Source organism: Bradyrhizobium sp. BRP22 (assembly GCF_020194175.1).
Classification (GTDB): Bacteria; Pseudomonadota; Alphaproteobacteria; order Rhizobiales; family Xanthobacteraceae; genus Bradyrhizobium.
The window spans coordinates 23,886-38,872 of record NZ_JADYVX010000052.1 but is presented as its reverse complement, the minus strand read 5'-3'; the positions used below and the strand labels follow the sequence as shown (position 1 = coordinate 38,872).

General features: G+C 63.1%; 19 protein-coding genes and 1 tRNA gene. 12 read left to right on the top strand and 8 right to left on the bottom strand.

What is annotated here, in order from left to right; genetic code table 11:
• Positions 1-193: 193 nt before the first annotated feature.
• On the top strand, positions 194-418 hold the full coding sequence (locus I6F35_RS36830) for a hypothetical protein (RefSeq protein ID WP_225122529.1): 225 nt from the start codon (positions 194-196) through the stop codon (positions 416-418).
• Positions 415-582 carry a hypothetical protein gene (locus I6F35_RS36825; RefSeq protein WP_201449764.1) on the top strand — a complete coding sequence of 56 codons (168 nt, stop codon included), beginning with the start codon at positions 415-417 and terminating at the stop codon, positions 580-582. The genes I6F35_RS36830 and I6F35_RS36825 overlap by 4 nt, the downstream gene beginning before the upstream one ends.
• Before the next feature lie 19 nt (positions 583-601).
• On the opposite strand, the gene I6F35_RS36820 is transcribed toward I6F35_RS36825, so the two are convergent.
• The gene (locus I6F35_RS36820; RefSeq protein ID WP_225122525.1) at positions 602-1,132 is read right to left on the bottom strand and encodes a gamma carbonic anhydrase family protein; all 531 of its coding nucleotides are present in this window, start codon (positions 1,130-1,132) and stop codon (positions 602-604) included.
• Positions 1,133-1,302: 170 nt separating this feature from the next.
• A complete protein-coding gene (locus tag I6F35_RS36815) occupies positions 1,303-1,632 on the bottom strand; it encodes a hypothetical protein (protein ID WP_225122528.1) in 330 nt (109 codons plus the stop codon).
• Positions 1,633-1,853: 221 nt separating this feature from the next.
• Between I6F35_RS36815 and I6F35_RS36810 the strand changes: the two genes are divergently transcribed.
• The gene (locus I6F35_RS36810; protein ID WP_225122524.1) at positions 1,854-2,564 is read left to right on the top strand and encodes a hypothetical protein; all 711 of its coding nucleotides are present in this window, start codon (positions 1,854-1,856) and stop codon (positions 2,562-2,564) included.
• A 167-nt stretch (positions 2,565-2,731) separates the two neighbouring features.
• On the opposite strand, the gene I6F35_RS36805 is transcribed toward I6F35_RS36810, so the two are convergent.
• The 4 genes from I6F35_RS36805 to I6F35_RS36790 form a co-directional block, all read right to left on the bottom strand.
• Positions 2,732-2,944, bottom strand: coding sequence for a DUF3126 family protein (locus I6F35_RS36805; protein WP_027583509.1), 213 nt, complete (start codon positions 2,942-2,944; stop codon positions 2,732-2,734).
• A gap of 130 nt (positions 2,945-3,074) precedes the next feature.
• On the bottom strand, positions 3,075-3,902 hold the full coding sequence (gene cysE, locus I6F35_RS36800; RefSeq protein ID WP_225122523.1) for a serine O-acetyltransferase: 828 nt from the start codon (positions 3,900-3,902) through the stop codon (positions 3,075-3,077).
• Between the two features lie 250 nt (positions 3,903-4,152).
• The gene (locus I6F35_RS36795; RefSeq protein WP_225122522.1) at positions 4,153-4,905 is read right to left on the bottom strand and encodes an alpha/beta fold hydrolase; all 753 of its coding nucleotides are present in this window, start codon (positions 4,903-4,905) and stop codon (positions 4,153-4,155) included.
• Between the two features lie 158 nt (positions 4,906-5,063).
• Positions 5,064-6,212, bottom strand: coding sequence for a hypothetical protein (locus tag I6F35_RS36790; RefSeq protein WP_225122521.1), 1,149 nt, complete (start codon positions 6,210-6,212; stop codon positions 5,064-5,066).
• Between the two features lie 234 nt (positions 6,213-6,446).
• On the opposite strand from I6F35_RS36790, the gene I6F35_RS36785 reads away from it, so the two are divergent.
• Complete coding sequence (locus I6F35_RS36785) at positions 6,447-6,692, top strand: zinc-finger domain-containing protein (protein ID WP_225122520.1); 246 nt, start codon at positions 6,447-6,449, stop codon at positions 6,690-6,692.
• Positions 6,693-6,699: 7 nt separating this feature from the next.
• Entirely contained in the window at positions 6,700-7,899 is a 1,200-nt protein-coding gene (locus I6F35_RS36780) for an FAD-dependent monooxygenase (RefSeq protein ID WP_225122519.1), read from the top strand.
• Between the two features lie 7 nt (positions 7,900-7,906).
• Here the strand turns inward: I6F35_RS36780 and I6F35_RS36775 are convergent, their stop codons facing one another.
• Complete coding sequence (locus I6F35_RS36775; protein ID WP_225122518.1) at positions 7,907-8,329, bottom strand: twin-arginine translocation pathway signal; 423 nt, start codon at positions 8,327-8,329, stop codon at positions 7,907-7,909.
• Between the two features lie 219 nt (positions 8,330-8,548).
• Here I6F35_RS36775 and I6F35_RS36770 point away from each other — a divergent pair.
• The 4 genes from I6F35_RS36770 (at position 8,549) to I6F35_RS36755 (ending at position 9,825) form a co-directional block, all read left to right on the top strand.
• Positions 8,549-8,635: transfer RNA gene (locus I6F35_RS36770), tRNA-Leu, on the top strand.
• A gap of 106 nt (positions 8,636-8,741) precedes the next feature.
• A complete protein-coding gene (locus I6F35_RS36765) occupies positions 8,742-9,002 on the top strand; it encodes a DUF3551 domain-containing protein (protein WP_225122527.1) in 261 nt (86 codons plus the stop codon).
• A 409-nt stretch (positions 9,003-9,411) separates the two neighbouring features.
• Positions 9,412-9,585 carry a hypothetical protein gene (locus I6F35_RS36760; protein WP_225122517.1) on the top strand — a complete coding sequence of 58 codons (174 nt, stop codon included), beginning with the start codon at positions 9,412-9,414 and terminating at the stop codon, positions 9,583-9,585.
• Positions 9,586-9,669: 84 nt separating this feature from the next.
• Positions 9,670-9,825: a hypothetical protein gene (locus I6F35_RS36755; protein ID WP_225122516.1), complete on the top strand. Its 156-nt coding sequence runs from the start codon at positions 9,670-9,672 to the stop codon at positions 9,823-9,825.
• Positions 9,826-9,905: 80 nt separating this feature from the next.
• Here I6F35_RS36755 and I6F35_RS36750 read toward each other — a convergent pair whose 3' ends face one another.
• Positions 9,906-11,510, bottom strand: a complete 1,605-nt coding sequence (locus I6F35_RS36750) for an ABC transporter substrate-binding protein (protein ID WP_225122515.1) — start codon at positions 11,508-11,510, stop codon at positions 9,906-9,908.
• Positions 11,511-11,776: 266 nt separating this feature from the next.
• On the opposite strand from I6F35_RS36750, the gene I6F35_RS36745 reads away from it, so the two are divergent.
• The 3 genes from I6F35_RS36745 to I6F35_RS36735 all read left to right on the top strand — a co-directional run bounded on the left by I6F35_RS36745 (position 11,777) and on the right by I6F35_RS36735 (position 14,966).
• Positions 11,777-12,907, top strand: coding sequence for a M20/M25/M40 family metallo-hydrolase (locus I6F35_RS36745; protein WP_225122514.1), 1,131 nt, complete (start codon positions 11,777-11,779; stop codon positions 12,905-12,907).
• 227 nt (positions 12,908-13,134) lie between these two features.
• The gene (locus I6F35_RS36740; protein ID WP_225122513.1) at positions 13,135-14,076 is read left to right on the top strand and encodes an ABC transporter permease; all 942 of its coding nucleotides are present in this window, start codon (positions 13,135-13,137) and stop codon (positions 14,074-14,076) included.
• Entirely contained in the window at positions 14,076-14,966 is an 891-nt protein-coding gene (locus I6F35_RS36735) for an ABC transporter permease (RefSeq protein WP_225122512.1), read from the top strand. Before I6F35_RS36740 ends, I6F35_RS36735 begins: the two co-directional genes overlap by 1 nt.
• The last annotated feature ends 21 nt before the right edge of the window (positions 14,967-14,987 follow it).

Genomic DNA, 14,987 nt, shown 5'->3' with positions numbered 1-14,987 from the left:
CTCCACCGCCTTGGGCAAGCGACGTCGCAGGTGCCGCGAGAACAGCGAAGGCAGTGATGACGACCGCAAGCGATTTCCTGATCATAAGCGTCTCCCTTATCCTGTATCGCTAACGACAGCCGAAGCCGGCCGTTCCCTACCGGAACCAAACGGTCGGGGAGCCATTGGACCTTACGCGATGCAAGGTGCGAGAATGCGCAAACTGATCGCTTTCGACGAAGATACGTTCGACAAGCTCAAGCAGCTCGGGCGCGACAGGATGGCGACGTTTCAGGAATTGGCTGACGAGGCGTTCGCGGACCTGCTCAAGAAACACGGTATTCCGATCGATCTGCGCGATGCATTACGCAAGAGCGCCGCGCAATCGAAACCCGATGCCGCGAAGTCGCCGAAGCTGAGGAAAGGACGTCACGCATGACGACAGATCCGGATCCGTTTGAGCAGGGGCAGCAGGCGGCGCGCGAAAACATTCCAGCCGAGGCCAATCCCTATCCCGACGGCAGCGAACAACATGCACTGTGGGCCGCGGGCCACGAGCAGGTGGCCTCCGCGACAGAGGCAAACGAATCCGAGGATACGTGACGACGGGGCGTCCGGCTTTTCAACCGATCTTGCGGAGGCCGTTTTTGAAGCGCGGTCCGTTGAGCTGATAGAACTTCGCCGCACTTCCCATCTTGGCGACCTGCGTGGGATCCAATGTCCGGATCACGCGCGCCGGGGAGCCGATGATCAGCGAATGCGGCGGAAACTCCTTGCCCTCGGTAATGACGGAACCCGCGCCGACGATGCTCTCCCGGCCGATGCGCGCGCCGTTCATCACGGTCGATCCCATGCCGACCAAGGCGCCGTCTTCCAGCGTGCAGCCGTGCAGGATGACGTTGTGGCCGACAGTGACGTTCTTGCCGATCACAAGCGGAAAGCCGAGATCGGTGTGACAGGTGGAATTGTCCTGGACGTTGGAGCCTTCGCCGACCTCGATCCACTCATTGTCGCCGCGCAGCACCGCGCCGAACCACACGCTTGCCCCGCTCTTGATGCGCACCTTGCCGATCACGGCAGCGGTTTCCGCGATGAAATAATTGCCGTCGGCCGGCAGATCGGGCCCCTGCCCGTCCAGTTCGTAGATCGCCATGGATGTCTCCTCTTTCGAGGACGACATTGGCACAGCGGTCAAAGGCTTTTCAAGCGAGCGGCCAAAGCGTTCTCAAGCGAAGCATACCCTCGGACTTGATCCGAGGGTAGACACCGGTTCGCGTCGAGAAAACGCGTCTGGAGCTGCGGGAACAGCGGTGAAAGCAGCGTTCAGACCAGAACGCCGGCGGCGCGCAGCGTCATCAGGAAGAAGGTGCCCGACATCAGGCTCCAGAAGCCGGCGATGATGGTCGCCATCATCACGAATTCGAAGCGGCGGCGCTCGATCCTGGCGCCGCGCAGCGTATTGCGCATGATGATGAAGGGCGCAGCGAACACCAGGAACGGCACCGCGGCGAACGTCCTCGGCGCCGCGCCTTCCTGCAACAGGCCGAAGCCGGCGGGCCGCTGCGCCATTGCCTGATAGCCGCTGGCGAGTGCACCGGCGAACGCGAAGCCGATGCAGAGGGCAAAGAACGAGTTCAGCGCATCGGGCGACATGGCAAACTTTCCGCTACTCAACAGACCGCGCGCTTCCTTTGGCAAAATTGCCGCTCCGCCGCCACATCATCCTTAAGAAAGGGTTAACATGCACGCGGCGCCGCCGCGTTTGCGCATGGCTCACCGCTTGCCGGATTCGGCGAAATCATGCGGACGTCGGCTGCGACGTGGCATATTGACGGGATGATTCGGGATTACGCGAACCAATCCATTCTCGCTCGATGACATTGCTCTCGACGGCCCAGCACCTTGCGCGCGACACGCGCAGGAATCCGCGCGCCCACATCGTCCCGATTCTCTCCGCGGCCGTCCTGGCCTGCGGCGCGATCGCGCTGGTCACCTACCTGTTGTGGCCGACCTGGACCACCGTGTCCCTGAGCGATCCATCGCAGCTGCCGGTCAGCGTCGGCGGCACGCTGTTCAACGTGCCGACTGCGGCGGTGCGCATGAAGATCCAGCGCCACTCGGGCGCGCAGGAGCGCGTCGATCTCAGTTTCGCCTATCCCTCGCTCGCACCGCCGGCGCCGCAGAAACATGTCAGCGCCGAGACGGTGGAGGACAGAGTGCAGCCGATCGACAGGATCTTCGTCTCGATCGCTGCGCATCACGATCAGCTCGCCCCCGACATCCGCCTGCGCACGATCTATCCGCGCTATCTCGATCAAGCTGATAGCACGGATGATGGCCTGACGGCGCGCGCATTCCGCGACGGCTCGCCCTATGGCGGCGAGGATCTGTTCACGGCGACGTCGCCTGCCTTCAGCGCCCGCTGCACGAGGGACACGCCCACACCCGGCATGTGCCTGAGCGAACGCCGCGTCGACGGTGCCGACCTCACCTTCCGCTTTCCACGAAGCTGGCTCTCACACTGGCGTGACGTCGCCAGCGCGATGGACCGCCTGACGACGCAATTGCGCGGCCCGAAGGGGTAACACCGACGTCATTGCGAGCGGAGCGAAGCAATCCATAGTGCCGCTCGCTAAGGCGTGGATTGCTTCGCTTCGCTCGCAATGACGGTCTTGACCGACAAGCCTGCTCGGCCAGCTATTTCGTAGGGGCGGGCAAAGCGCAGCGTGCCCACCCCACACACCTGCGCAGTCTACTCCGCCAGATCCTCTTCGAGGATTGCCATCTGGAATTGGAACGAGCGATCGTCGTCCTCGTCATCGACGAAGAGGACGCCGACGAACTCCTCGCCGATATAGACTTCGGCCGAGTCGTCTTTCTTGGGCCGCGGCACGACGCGGATCTTGGGATTACCGAAGACGCGTTTGAGATATGCGTCAAGCTTCCTGACTTCCTGAACGTCCACGGGCGATCTCCAATCGGGTCGATGATTTTGGGACGGAGTTTTAGGACGGGACGGCGGCAATCGCCAGAGCCTTTTCGGCTCTGGCACAATCTAATATTTGCAATCAAACGATCGCGAAATACGAATGAAATCAAAGCCCGATGGCGTTGAGCATCTGGTCCATGGTACGCGACGGCTCGGCGCAGCCGGCTTCGCCCACGATCTTTGCGGGCACGCCGGCGACGGTGACGTTGTGCGGCACCGGCTTGACCACGACCGAGCCCGCCGCGATGCGCGCGCAATGACCGACCTCGATATTGCCGAGGATCTTGGCGCCGGCGCCGATCATCACACCGTGGCGAATCTTCGGATGACGATCCTCGTTCTCCTTGCCGGTGCCGCCGAGGGTGACGCCATGCAGGATCGAGACGTCATCGTCGATGACCGCGGTCTCGCCGCACACAAAACCTGTCGCGTGATCGAGGAAGATGCCGCGACCGATCTTGGCGGCCGGATTGATGTCGGTCTGGAAGACTTCCGAGGAGCGGCTCTGCAGATAGAAAGCGAAATCCTTGCGGCCCTTCATGAGGAGCCAGTGCGCAAGCCGATGCGTCTGCAGCGCATGGAAGCCCTTGAAGTAGAGCAACGGATCGATGAAGCGCGAGGTCGCGGGATCGCGGTCGTAGACGGCGACGAGATCGGCGCGGAAGGCGTTGCCGATGTCGGGCTGATCGCGCAACGCCTCATCATAGGTCTGGCGGATCAGATCGCCCGACAGCGCCGAATGGTCGAGCCGTTCAGCCAGCCGATGCACGATGGAATCTTCCAGGCGCTCGTGATGCAGCACCGCGGAATAGATGAAGGTGGCAAGCTCGGGCTCGTGGCGAACGATATCTTCAGCCTCGCTCCTGATCCGCTCCCAGATCGGATCGAGCGCGGCGAGCTTGCCGCCTTGCGGGTTGACCTGATGCATTGCCATGGCTGGCCTCGCGTGATCCTTGCTGAGCACGATCCGTCCGGAAAACCGGTCCCACTTTTCCGGATCATGCCCCCGTTTCGGTGTGCGCTATAGCACGGTTAAGCGACGCTTGTCCCGGTGCGGTTCGGTGAAGGATAAGCCTCGCTTAACCGCCATGCAGAGACGTGACATCCAATTGGTCGGGATTTTCCGGAAATCAAGCAGGCTTAAGTCCGATTTCCGTAGAAGAACATTCTCCTGGCGTAGAAGATCATTCTCTTTGCGACAGGAAGTCGGTCACGCCGGTCTTGTAGACCTTGTCGCCCACCGCCCGCATGTGATCGCGGTTCGGGATGGCGAGCACCTGCGAGCGCGGGATGATGCGCCCGAGCGCTTCCGCCGAGCCCGCGATCTCGTCATTGCTGCCGACCGCGATCAGGACCGGTACGTCGATGTCGGCGGCCTCCTGCCGTGTCATCAGCCGTCTCGAGCCGCGCAGGCAGGCGGCGAGCGCGCGACGGTCGGAGCGGGTCTGATCGGCAAAGGCACGGAAGGTGCGGCCGACCGGATCGGTGACATCCTCCAGCGACGGCGCCTCCAGCGCGACCGCGACATTCTCCCCCGGACCGCCGCCTTCGATCAGGCCGATGCCGATGCCGCCGAGAATCGCCGAGCGCAGCCGCTGCGGCTCGTTGTGCGCCAGCACCGCAGCCATCCGCGAGCCGAGCGAGTAACCCATGATATCTGCGCGCGGGATGGCGAGATGATCCATCAGCGCGATCACGTCGCTTGCCATGGTGGCGATGTCGTATTGCGCGGGATCATAGAGCTTGGTGGATTCGCCGTGGCCGCGATTGTCGAGCGCGATCACGCGGCGGCCGTCCTTGCGCAGTTCCGAGACCCAGCCGGGATAGACCCAGTTCACGTTCTTGCTTGAGGCAAAGCCGTGCACGAGGAAAATCGGATCGCCCTCGCCTTCGTCGAGATAGGCGATCTCAACAGCGCCGTGGTGAAAACTCGGCATCGCGTCTTCCGTTGTTTGAGGGATTTGTTGGATTCGCGACCGGCAAACGATCGCAGCTTAGATCATGATGCGATTAGAAGGAATCGCATCATGATCTAAGCTCTTTGTTTGAGCATGATCTTTTCGGAACACCGGTGTCCATTTTTCCGGATCATGCTCTAGCCGCAGGCGGTAGCGCCCGCCACAGCAACGTCGGATGGCCGTTCCACCATCGCGAGTTGTTTCCGCAGGCGCCGTGCCTTGTTCCGCCGCAGCCATGCCAGCGTCAGCCGCTCGGTGGTCGCCTTGATTGAGGACAGGAAGCCGAACAGCGTCAATAGCGCGCCGAACAGCCACATCGTGAGATTGAAGGTGCCGGCGGCGAGCAACAGCGCGCCGCGGCCGAACAATTTCAGGATCGCGCGGGTCTGGCCGCCCTTCTGTTCCGCCAGTCGCGCGGCGCGCGCGACATCCTTCGGCCCTTCGGCGATCTTGAGCGTCTCCAGCGCGCCACGGGTGCCGGCCCTCTCGCCAATGCGCCCGACATCCTTGGCAAGGCGGACCAGCGCCCCGGCCTTTTCCGCGCGGAACGCCGCCTTGATCGCGCTCATCGTCTGGCTGGGGCGGAGCACGGAAGCAGAGGCGACCGCTTCCTGCAGCATCGGCGCATCCACGACTTCGCGCGCCGAGCGGCCGGCCCATGCCGTCAGCCCCTCACCCAGACGGCCGACCTTGCGCGCATCCTTCACCAGCGACAGTCCGGCCCGCACCGGCGCGACGCCGCCGATGGAAACATAGGTTGCGGCCGTGACCGCAAGACCGGCGGCGGCAAGGCCGAGCACGAGCCGGTCGGTCTCTTCGCCCATTGCCAGATGCTTGCCTTCGCGCACAACATCCCTGATATCGCCGAACACAAAGAGATCGCCCGCCACCGTGCCTGACAGGCTGGCAAAATCGTCGGCGGTGCCGGTGACCAGACCGGCGGCAAAGCGCTTGGCGACATGCGAAGTGGAGTTCGCCTCCGCAACCGCATCGTTCACGCGCGTGGTCAAGCCATCGCTGATTGCGACGTTCTTCTCGCGCGCGAGTTCGAGAAAGCTGCTCGCGAGATCGGCATCATCAGCGGCGAGTGCCTGTTCGATGTGCTGCTCGATCAGCAGCTGGTTATTCCGTAAGGCAGAACCGATCTGGAGGTCGGCCAATTGCGCGGGCTCGTCCTGCGCGGCCAGCATGGCATAAGCGTCGCTGGCATACGGCCACAGCGCGGCGCCGACGGCGATGCTCACCAGCATCCCTGCCACGCCTATGCTGACCCGCGCTCGCTTCATCCGGTGAAACCCAGGGTTTTGCTCAACTTGGAAATAGTGTGCCGCTTTTAAGACACAACAGCCCCGACGAAAGAAGGGCTTCTCTGGGACGACAAGATTGTGTCGAATTTGCATGAGCAAATGAGTGGCCGGGGCCCTAGGAATCAACTCCACCCGCCAGTATGGTGCCGGGCATTTCGCAATGCCGCATCGCGTTGATTGCGTCCGTCCGTCATTGCCATCCAAGGTGAAAATATGTCCGACCACGTCGTCCCGCACTTCCATAACGATGCCGGAGTCTCGGTGATCGAGATCGGCTCGCAGGAATTCATGTGCGTGGGCGCGAACCCGCCGTTCGACCATCCGCACGTGTTCCTCGATCTTGGCAATGACAACGAGATCATCTGCCCCTACTGCTCGACGCTCTATCGCTTCGCGCCCGATCTGGCTCCGGGCGAAGCGCGTCCGCCGGAATGCGTGCTGAGGGATAAGGTCGCCTAAGCAATCCGTGGCCACCACGCGCACCGTCGTCGTTGCGGGCGCCGGGATCGGAGGACTGACGGCTTCGCTGGCGCTCGCGGCGAAGGGTTTTCGTGTCGTCATCCTGGAAAAGGTACAGCGGCTGGAGGAAGTCGGCGCGGGACTGCAGCTTTCGCCGAATGCCAGCAGCGTCCTGGTCGGTCTCGGCCTTGAACCGCGGCTTGCCCCGCGCGCGGTGACGCCCGAAGCGATCAGCATCATCAGCGCGCGCGCCGGCGGCGAGATCGCCCGGCTGCCGCTCGGCGAGGCCGCAAGCGCGCGCGCCGGCTCACCCTATTGGGTGATGCATCGTGCCGATCTGCAAAGAGCGCTGCAGGCTGCGGTCGAGGACCATCCCGACATCGAACTGAGGCTGGGCTGGCAGTTCGAGGATATCGACGACCACGCCGGGGAACTGACCGTGGTGGCGCGCCGCGGCGATGCGCGGCAGCATCAAGTAGCGGCTGCGCTGATCGGCGCTGATGGCATCTGGTCGTCCGTGCGTGGCCGCCTGTTCCCGGAACTGCGGCCGCGGTTTTCCGGCCTGATCGCCTGGCGCGGCACGCTCGATGCGAAGGTTCTGCCGCGCGGACACACTTCGCCGCGGGTGCAACTCTGGATGGGACCGCACGCGCATCTGGTCGCCTATCCGATCGCCGCGGCCGAGCGGATCAACGTGGTCGCGATCGTGCCGGGAACCTGGAACCGGCCGGGCTGGAGCGAGGCCGGCAATGCCGACGAGATCAAGGACGCGTTCTCCCCGGCTTGGCCCGACACCGCGCGGACGCTGATCGGTGCGGTCGAGGATTGGCGGCGCTGGGCGCTGTTCACGATGGGCGAGGTCAGCGAATGGAGCGCGGGTGCGGCCGCCCTGCTTGGCGATGCCGTGCATGGGATGCTGCCCTTTGCCGCGCAAGGCGCCGGCATGGCGATCGAGGATGCCGCCGTGCTCGCCGATTGCCTCAGCGGCTGCACCGGCGAAGACATCTCCGGCATTCCCGCCGCGCTGAAGCGCTACACGAGGCTGCGCCGCGGGCGCGTCGACCGGGTGCGGCGCGCCGCGCAGCGACAGGGCCGCATCTATCACCTCACCGGACCAATGGCGCTCACGCGCGATCTCATCATCCGCGCGATGGGTCCGCGGCGAATGCTGGCGCGACAGGACTGGATCTACGACTGGCGGGCGTGACGGCGCTTCACCGCGCTGACGAACGCGCGCCTCTCGCGGGCGCGGGTGGCACAGGCGGCACGATGGGCGCCGGCGCGGCCACGATCGTCTCATGGCATTTGTTGCGTCGCCAATTCTCGTCGGCGAGTTTCTGCTGGGCGCGCACCGAGACGTAGTCGTTGCGGTAGGCCACCTCCGCCACGACAGCGCCTCCGGCGCCGGTCTCCGCCTTCGACATCAGGCCCTGCAATTCCGCCGCCCGCGTCGCCAGCGTCGCGCGCTCCGTCTCGAGCTGCTTGCAATCATAAAGATCGTACCTGGCGGGATCGACAAAGGCCGGGCTGAGCGTCTCGCCCATCTGGGCGCAGCCGCAAAGCAGACCACCAAGCGCAAGCAGCGCGGCAGTCGCGGCCGCGCGCGGCGGCAGGTGGCGGAAGGTGCGGATGGACATGATGCCTTGGTAAACGGTCAAGTGTTGAGATTGGCTAAAGCAGCGGGAAATGTCGGGATTGAGGCTGCACGGAGCAGCAGCGCCTTGCGGCGCGATCCGCAAGACGTCGCATGTCGCGCATTCCATCTCCTTAAACTGTTGAAATAACATGTATTCAGCGACAATTATCCTGTTTCCTCTCGGCCGCCAAACGCGCTAGATATCCGTCTCCCGACGAACGCGGACGTGGCGGAACTGGTAGACGCAAGGGACTTAAAATCCCTCGATGGCAACGTCGTGTGGGTTCGAGTCCCACCGCCCGCACCAATCGAATCAGGCGCTGTTGAATTTCAGCCTTATGGCTATGACGATGATGCGATCCGTGTCGGCAGGCGGCCCCGCACAACACGACCGAGACGACGAGGATATGATGATGCGCATTCCAGCTTTAGTTCTTCTGGCGCTCGCGCCTCTTCTAAAGACGGCACCTGCGCAGGCGCAGACCTATGATCCGGCCTACCCGGTCTGCCTCCAAGTCTATCAGGGCTTCGTGGATTACTATTTCGAATGTCGCTACACTTCGATCCCCCAGTGTCAGGCGTCGGCCTCGGGCCGGGCGGCTCAGTGTGTGGTCAATCCCTATTATGCCAAACCTGTTCCGCGCAAAAAGCGTCGCACAAGCAGGCCCTACTAGGCCACGCATCTCGCAAACTTGGCGGCGTGATGCGTGGTCAACTCTTTCATCTCTTCCATGATTTCTTCCATGATTGCCTCGCGTTTCACTCACGCCTGATGTCGAGCACTGTCAGTGCGGCGCCTTGCGACCATGATGCATTACGTCGCATCACAACGCGCACTCCTCACGAGATTGTCCGAAGCGATTCGACGTCAAGCGCAAGCTCGGCACGCTTTGATTGCCTGTGATAGCGGGACGTCGTTGGAGTTGTTAAGTGACGACGACGCGCTCGCGCGCTCTCGCTCATCACGTTCCTGTCAGGTGTGGCTGAGCTCACATCGACATCTGCCAGCCAAACCTAGTCTCCGTGCGCCGACCGCATTTTGCGGCTGTCAAATCTCAACGCGTATTGATTGGAGATGTGACGATGGCAAATTCGGAGCAGGATCGGCTCGCGGACAAGAGAGCCTGGATCGGCCGCCTGGCAATCATCCTTGGTGCTCTGATTCTCTCGAGGCTGTTTCTGATCGCATTATACGCCGCCTCGACATCACCCGGCACGGCAATCGGCGATTTCGCGACGATGACTGCATTTCCGTAAGCTCAGGAAATATCACCGTGGTCGCGCAGGCCCGGAACATTCCCCCGCCGAAAATGTTGTCGTGCAGCATTGGAGTGCGACGACATGGCGAAAGACGATCTTCGGGAACAACAGGCGGCAGAACACGATGCGGAACCGCGCGAGCAGACAGGTGAGACGCGCAGGCCGGCGTCCCCGCCGGAACCCGCGCCGCCGCTATTGAATGAAGGGTTGGAGCGCGTGCGCGAGAGCCATTGCTGAGCGCATGCGAAACACTGTCACGAATGAAAATGGCCGGAGCTCAGCCCGGCCATTTTTGCTTTGCGTTTGATTGAGGCGCCCTACTCGGTCTTGTCGATGTTCCAGAAAATCGGCGTCGCCGGGCCGTCGAGCACGCCCGTGAGCGATTTGCGCCAGGCGCTCGGGCCGACATACTGACCGAGCGGGATGTAGATCACCTGGTCGTAGGCTTGCTTCTGAATCTCGGCGGCGAGCTTCTTCTGCTCGTCCAGCGACGAGGAACGGGCGAACTTGTCGCGGAGCTCTTCGATCTTGGCGTCTTCAGCCCAGCCGAACCAGCCGCCATTCTTGCCGCGGCCACTGACCGAGGCATTCACGATCGGATTGGCGATATCGGCAGCCACCCAATTGGTGAAGAACATGTTCCAGCCGCCCTCTTTCGGTGGCTTCTGGCTGGCGCGGCGGGTCACCACGGTCTGCCAGTCGGTGGCCTGCAAATCGACCTTGAAGCCGGCCTCGCGCAGCAACTGCGCCGCCACGATCGGCTGCGCCTTCAGCGTGGTCACATCGCCCGGCGCCATGATCACGACCGGCGTGCCGTCATAGCCGGATTCGGCCAGCAGCTTCTTCGCTTCCGCCATGCCGTTGCCCTTCACCAGCGTCTCGGCGCCGACATCGGTCTCCAGCGGCGTGTCGCACCCGAATATCGCGCCGCAGATCTTGTAATACTTGGGATTGCCGACCAGTGCGTCGAGCACGTCCTTCTGCTTCATCGCCAGGAAAGCCGCACGGCGGACCTTGACGTTGTCAAAGGGCGGATAGAGGAAGTTCATGCGCCCCAGCGTCTGGTAGCCGAACTTGTTGAGGACCTCGAGCTTGAGCTCCTTGTTCGCCTCCAGCACCGGCAGCATGTCGAGCTGCGTATTTTCCATGAAATCGATGTCGCCCGACTGCAGCGCGTTCATCGCGGTCTGCGCGTCCGGCATCGTGATCCATTCGACGCGGTCGACCTTCACCACCTTGCCGCCGGAGGTCCAGTTCGCCGGCTCCTTGCGCGGCACGTAATCCTTGAACTTCTCATAGACCGCCTTCACGCCCGGCTGGAATTCGGCCTGCACGAATTTGAACGGGCCCGAGCCGATCTGCTCAGGGATCGGCTTGTCCGGCGGCGTCTCGGCGAGACGCTTCGGCATCATGAACGGCACGCGCGACGACGGCTTGCCGATCGCATCCAGCACCAGGCCGTAGGGTTCCTTCAGCTTCAGCGTGATGGTCTTGGCATCGGTCGCGGTGAGGCTTTCGGTAAAGTCCAGCAGCTTCTGGCCCATGCCGTCGACCTTGCCCCAGCGCTGCAGCGAGGCGACGCAATCTTCCGCCGTCACCGGCGTGCCGTCATGCCACTTCAAGCCGTCGCGCAGCGTGAAAGTATAGGTGAGCTTGTCGTCGGAGACCTTCCAGTCCGCCATCTGCGGCTGGATCTTGAAGTTGGAATCGGTCGCGAGCAGCGTGTCATAGACCATGTAGCCGTGATCGCGGGTGATGTAGGCCGTGGTCATGATCGGATCGATCACGCGCAAGTCGGAATGCATGACCGCAGTGATGGTCTTGCCGGCCGCGAGCGCCTGCGCGCTCAGCGCCACCGAGAGCGCAACGATCGATAACGCTGACGCCAGCGCTCTGCGCTTCCAACTGGATGTTTGGAACATTCGTGTCTCTCCTGACGTGAAACTGGTCAAAGCCGGCTTATTCATTATGCACATGGTCCGTTATTTAGGCGGACTAACATGCTGCAACGCCTGCAGATTTAAGACTTGCATCAAGCGTGTGTTGCGTCAATCCGGATTTCGTCGAGATCGGATGTACACAAACGAATGGTGCGGCTCCCCGCATTTGACGCTACAAATCCGCCGGCTATTTCGCTAATCGCGATCTGATGTCATCGCGCGCCTGCAGCAACGAAGAGAGAGACCTCATGAATCCAGCCAATCTTCCCTTTGATTCCGAAGTGATGCTGCAGGGCCTGCGTAGCTGGGTGGAATGCGAGAGCCCGACCTGGGACGCCGCTGCAGTCGAACGCATGCTCGATCTTGCGGCGCGGGAGATGGCGATCATAGGTGCGACGATCGAGCGCATCGCCGGCCGCCAGGGCTTTGCCGGCTGCGTCCGCGCGCGCTTCCCCCATCCGAAATTCGGCGAGCCCGGAATTCTGATCGCGGGTCATCTCGACACTGTGCACCCGGTCGGCACCATCGAGAAGCTGAAGTGGCGGCGCGAGGGCAACAAATGCTTCGGCCCCGGCATCTTCGACATGAAAGGCGGCAACTACCTAACCTTGGAAGCGATCCGGCAGTTGATCCGCGCCTCATTCACGACGCCGTTGCCGATCACCGTGCTGTTCACACCCGACGAGGAAGTCGGCACGCCCTCGACGCGCGACATCATCGAGGCGGAAGCCGCGCGTAATAAGTATGTGTTGGTGCCGGAGCCCGGCCGCGCCGACAACGGCGTCGTCACCGGCCGCTACGCGATCGCGCGATTCAACCTGGAAGCGACCGGGCGGCCGAGCCATGCCGGCGCCACGCTCTCCTCCGGCCGCTCCGCGATCCGCGAGTTTGCGCGGCAGATCCTCGCGATCGACGGCATGACCACGGAAGACTGCACCTTCTCGGTCGGCATCGTGCATGGCGGCCAATGGGTCAATTGCGTCGCCACCACCTGCACCGGCGAGGCGCTCAGCATGGCCAAGCGCCAGGCCGACCTCGACCGCGGCGTCGAGCGCATGCTGGCGTTGTCGGGCACAACGAACGATGTCACCTTCAAGGTGACGCGCGGCGTCACCCGCCCGGTGTGGGAGCCGGATGCCGGTACCATGGCGCTTTACGAAAAAGCGCGTGCGCTCGCGGAAGGCATGGGGCTGAAGCTGCCGCATTGCAGCGCGGGTGGCGGCTCCGACGGCAATTTTACCGGCGCGATGGGCGTACCGACACTCGACGGCCTCGGCGTGCGCGGCGCCGATGCACATACGCTCAACGAACATATCGAGGTCGACAGCCTCGCCGAGCGCGGCCGGCTGATGGCGGGACTGCTCGCGACCTTGCAATAGCCGTAGCCCGGGTGAAGCGCAGCGTAACCCGGGGGAAACCATGACCCCGGATTGCGTTGCGCTCCATCCGGACTACGCTCCCGTCATTCCGCGATCATCTCGAATGACGGGGTGTTGAACGCACATCGCCACCCGATGGCACGGGAATTGCTGAAATGCTACGCTGGTGACGGAACTCAGGTTAACGGCCGACGTCACCCCGATGACCCTAATCTGATGGATCGAAATTGCTGGGATATCTGCTTCGCCGAATCCTTGCCGCTATTCCCGTGATGGGGGTGGTGGCGCTGTTCGTGTTCCTCTTGCTGCGGCTGACGCCGGGCGATCCCGCGGCGATCCTCGCCGGCGACAATGCCACGCCGGAGCAGCTCGAACGGATCAGAACCTCGCTCGGCCTCAACGAGCCGCTCCACATCCAGTTCTTCACCTGGATCGGAAAACTCCTGCACGGCGATCTCGGCGTGTCGCTGATCTCGAACGTGCCGGTGCTGAAGATGATCAGCCAGCGCATCGAGCCTTCGATCTCGATCGCGCTCTCCACCATCGTGCTTTCGATCGTGGTGGCGGTGCCGCTCGGCGTGATCGCGGCCTGGAAGCATGGCACCTGGATCGACCGCTTCGTGATGGGACTGTCCGTGCTCGGCTTCTCCGTGCCGGTGTTCGTGATCGGCTACGTCCTGATCCAGATCTTCGCGATCGACCTGCGCTGGGTGCCGGTGCAGGGTTTCCGCAGCATCACTGCAGGTTTCGGGCCGTTCTTCGAGCGCATCATATTGCCGACCTGCGCGCTGTCCTTCATCTATGTCGCACTGATCGCGCGCATGACGCGCGCCTCGATGCTGGATGTGCTGGGTGAGGATTACATCCGCACCGCGCGCGCCAAGGGCATCGGCGAGATGGGCGTGCTGCTGCGGCATGGGCTGCGCAATGCCGCGGTGCCCGTCATCACCGTGATCGGCAGCGGCTTTGCGCTTCTGATCTCCGGCGTCGTCGTCACCGAGAGCGTGTTCAACCTGCCCGGCATCGGCCGCCTCACCGTCGATGCGGTGCTGGCGCGCGACTATCCGGTGATCCAGGCCATGATCCTGCTCACGTCAGGCATCTATGTCGCCGTCAATCTGTTGATCGACCTGGCCTATACCCTGCTTGATCCAAGGATCCGCTACTGATGGCGATCGAAACCCTTCCCGAGCCGTCGCTCCCGATCACGACGCCGCTGCGGCCCCGCTTCGGATTCCTGACCTCGACGCCGATCATGACCGCCGCGACGGTCTGTCTGTCGCTGATCATCCTGATGGCGATCTTCGCGCCGTTGCTGGCGCCGCATGACCCGGTGCAGCTCGCGCCGGCGCTGCGGCTGAAGCCGGCCAGCGCCGAATTCCCGCTCGGCACCGACGCCTATGGCCGCGATCTGTTGTCACGGATCATCTATGGCGGCCGGATCTCGCTTCTGATCGGGCTCGGCGCCGCCGTGTTCTCGATCAGCATCGGGCTCGTGATCGGTCTCATCTCCGGCTTCTTCAAATGGGTCGACGCGGTGATGATGCGGATCATGGACGGCTTGATGGCGATCCCGAGCATCCTGCTCGCGATCGCCGTGGTCTCGCTGTCCGGTGCCAGCATCTGGACCGTGCTGGTCGCGATCACCATTCCCGAAGTGCCGCGGGTGGCGCGATTGGTGCGCTCGGTGGTGCTCACCGCGCGCGAGGAGCCCTATGTGGAAGCCGCGATCTCGCTCGGCTCCAGCCTGCCGAAGATCATGTGGCGGCACCTGATGCCGAACACGATCGCGCCGCTGATCGTGCAGGGCACCTATGTCTGCGCTTCCGCCGTCCTCACCGAAGCGATCCTGTCGTTCCTCGGCGCCGGCATCTCGCCGGAGACCCCGACCTGGGGCAACATCATGGCCGAGGGCCGCGCCTATTTTCAGATCAAGCCGTCCCTGATCTTCTGGCCCGGCCTGTTGCTGTCGATCGCGATCCTCTCCGTGAACCTGATCGGCGACGCCGCGCGCGACGCGCTCGACCCGCGCATGAAGCAGCGGGGAGCCGGAAAGTGACGGCTTCAACCCAATTGAACC

What these genes read in the sequence shown, in the direction of transcription:
- I6F35_RS36760 (WP_225122517.1), top strand. Translation starts at nt 9,412, where the DNA reads ATGGCAAATTCGGAGCAGGATCGGCTCGCGGACAAGAGAGCCTGGATC.
- I6F35_RS36775 (WP_225122518.1), bottom strand. Translation starts at nt 8,329, where the DNA reads ATGTCCATCCGCACCTTCCGCCACCTGCCGCCGCGCGCGGCCGCGACT.
- I6F35_RS36815 (WP_225122528.1), bottom strand. Translation starts at nt 1,632, where the DNA reads ATGTCGCCCGATGCGCTGAACTCGTTCTTTGCCCTCTGCATCGGCTTC.
- I6F35_RS36810 (WP_225122524.1), top strand. Translation starts at nt 1,854, where the DNA reads ATGACATTGCTCTCGACGGCCCAGCACCTTGCGCGCGACACGCGCAGG.
- I6F35_RS36825 (WP_201449764.1), top strand. Translation starts at nt 415, where the DNA reads ATGACGACAGATCCGGATCCGTTTGAGCAGGGGCAGCAGGCGGCGCGC.
- I6F35_RS36750 (WP_225122515.1), bottom strand. Translation starts at nt 11,510, where the DNA reads ATGTTCCAAACATCCAGTTGGAAGCGCAGAGCGCTGGCGTCAGCGTTA.
- cysE (WP_225122523.1), bottom strand. Translation starts at nt 3,902, where the DNA reads ATGGCAATGCATCAGGTCAACCCGCAAGGCGGCAAGCTCGCCGCGCTC.
- I6F35_RS36735 (WP_225122512.1), top strand. Translation starts at nt 14,076, where the DNA reads ATGGCGATCGAAACCCTTCCCGAGCCGTCGCTCCCGATCACGACGCCG.
- I6F35_RS36745 (WP_225122514.1), top strand. Translation starts at nt 11,777, where the DNA reads ATGAATCCAGCCAATCTTCCCTTTGATTCCGAAGTGATGCTGCAGGGC.
- I6F35_RS36830 (WP_225122529.1), top strand. Translation starts at nt 194, where the DNA reads ATGCGCAAACTGATCGCTTTCGACGAAGATACGTTCGACAAGCTCAAG.
- I6F35_RS36765 (WP_225122527.1), top strand. Translation starts at nt 8,742, where the DNA reads ATGCGCATTCCAGCTTTAGTTCTTCTGGCGCTCGCGCCTCTTCTAAAG.
- I6F35_RS36785 (WP_225122520.1), top strand. Translation starts at nt 6,447, where the DNA reads ATGTCCGACCACGTCGTCCCGCACTTCCATAACGATGCCGGAGTCTCG.
- I6F35_RS36820 (WP_225122525.1), bottom strand. Translation starts at nt 1,132, where the DNA reads ATGGCGATCTACGAACTGGACGGGCAGGGGCCCGATCTGCCGGCCGAC.
- I6F35_RS36755 (WP_225122516.1), top strand. Translation starts at nt 9,670, where the DNA reads ATGGCGAAAGACGATCTTCGGGAACAACAGGCGGCAGAACACGATGCG.
- I6F35_RS36795 (WP_225122522.1), bottom strand. Translation starts at nt 4,905, where the DNA reads ATGCCGAGTTTTCACCACGGCGCTGTTGAGATCGCCTATCTCGACGAA.
- I6F35_RS36790 (WP_225122521.1), bottom strand. Translation starts at nt 6,212, where the DNA reads ATGAAGCGAGCGCGGGTCAGCATAGGCGTGGCAGGGATGCTGGTGAGC.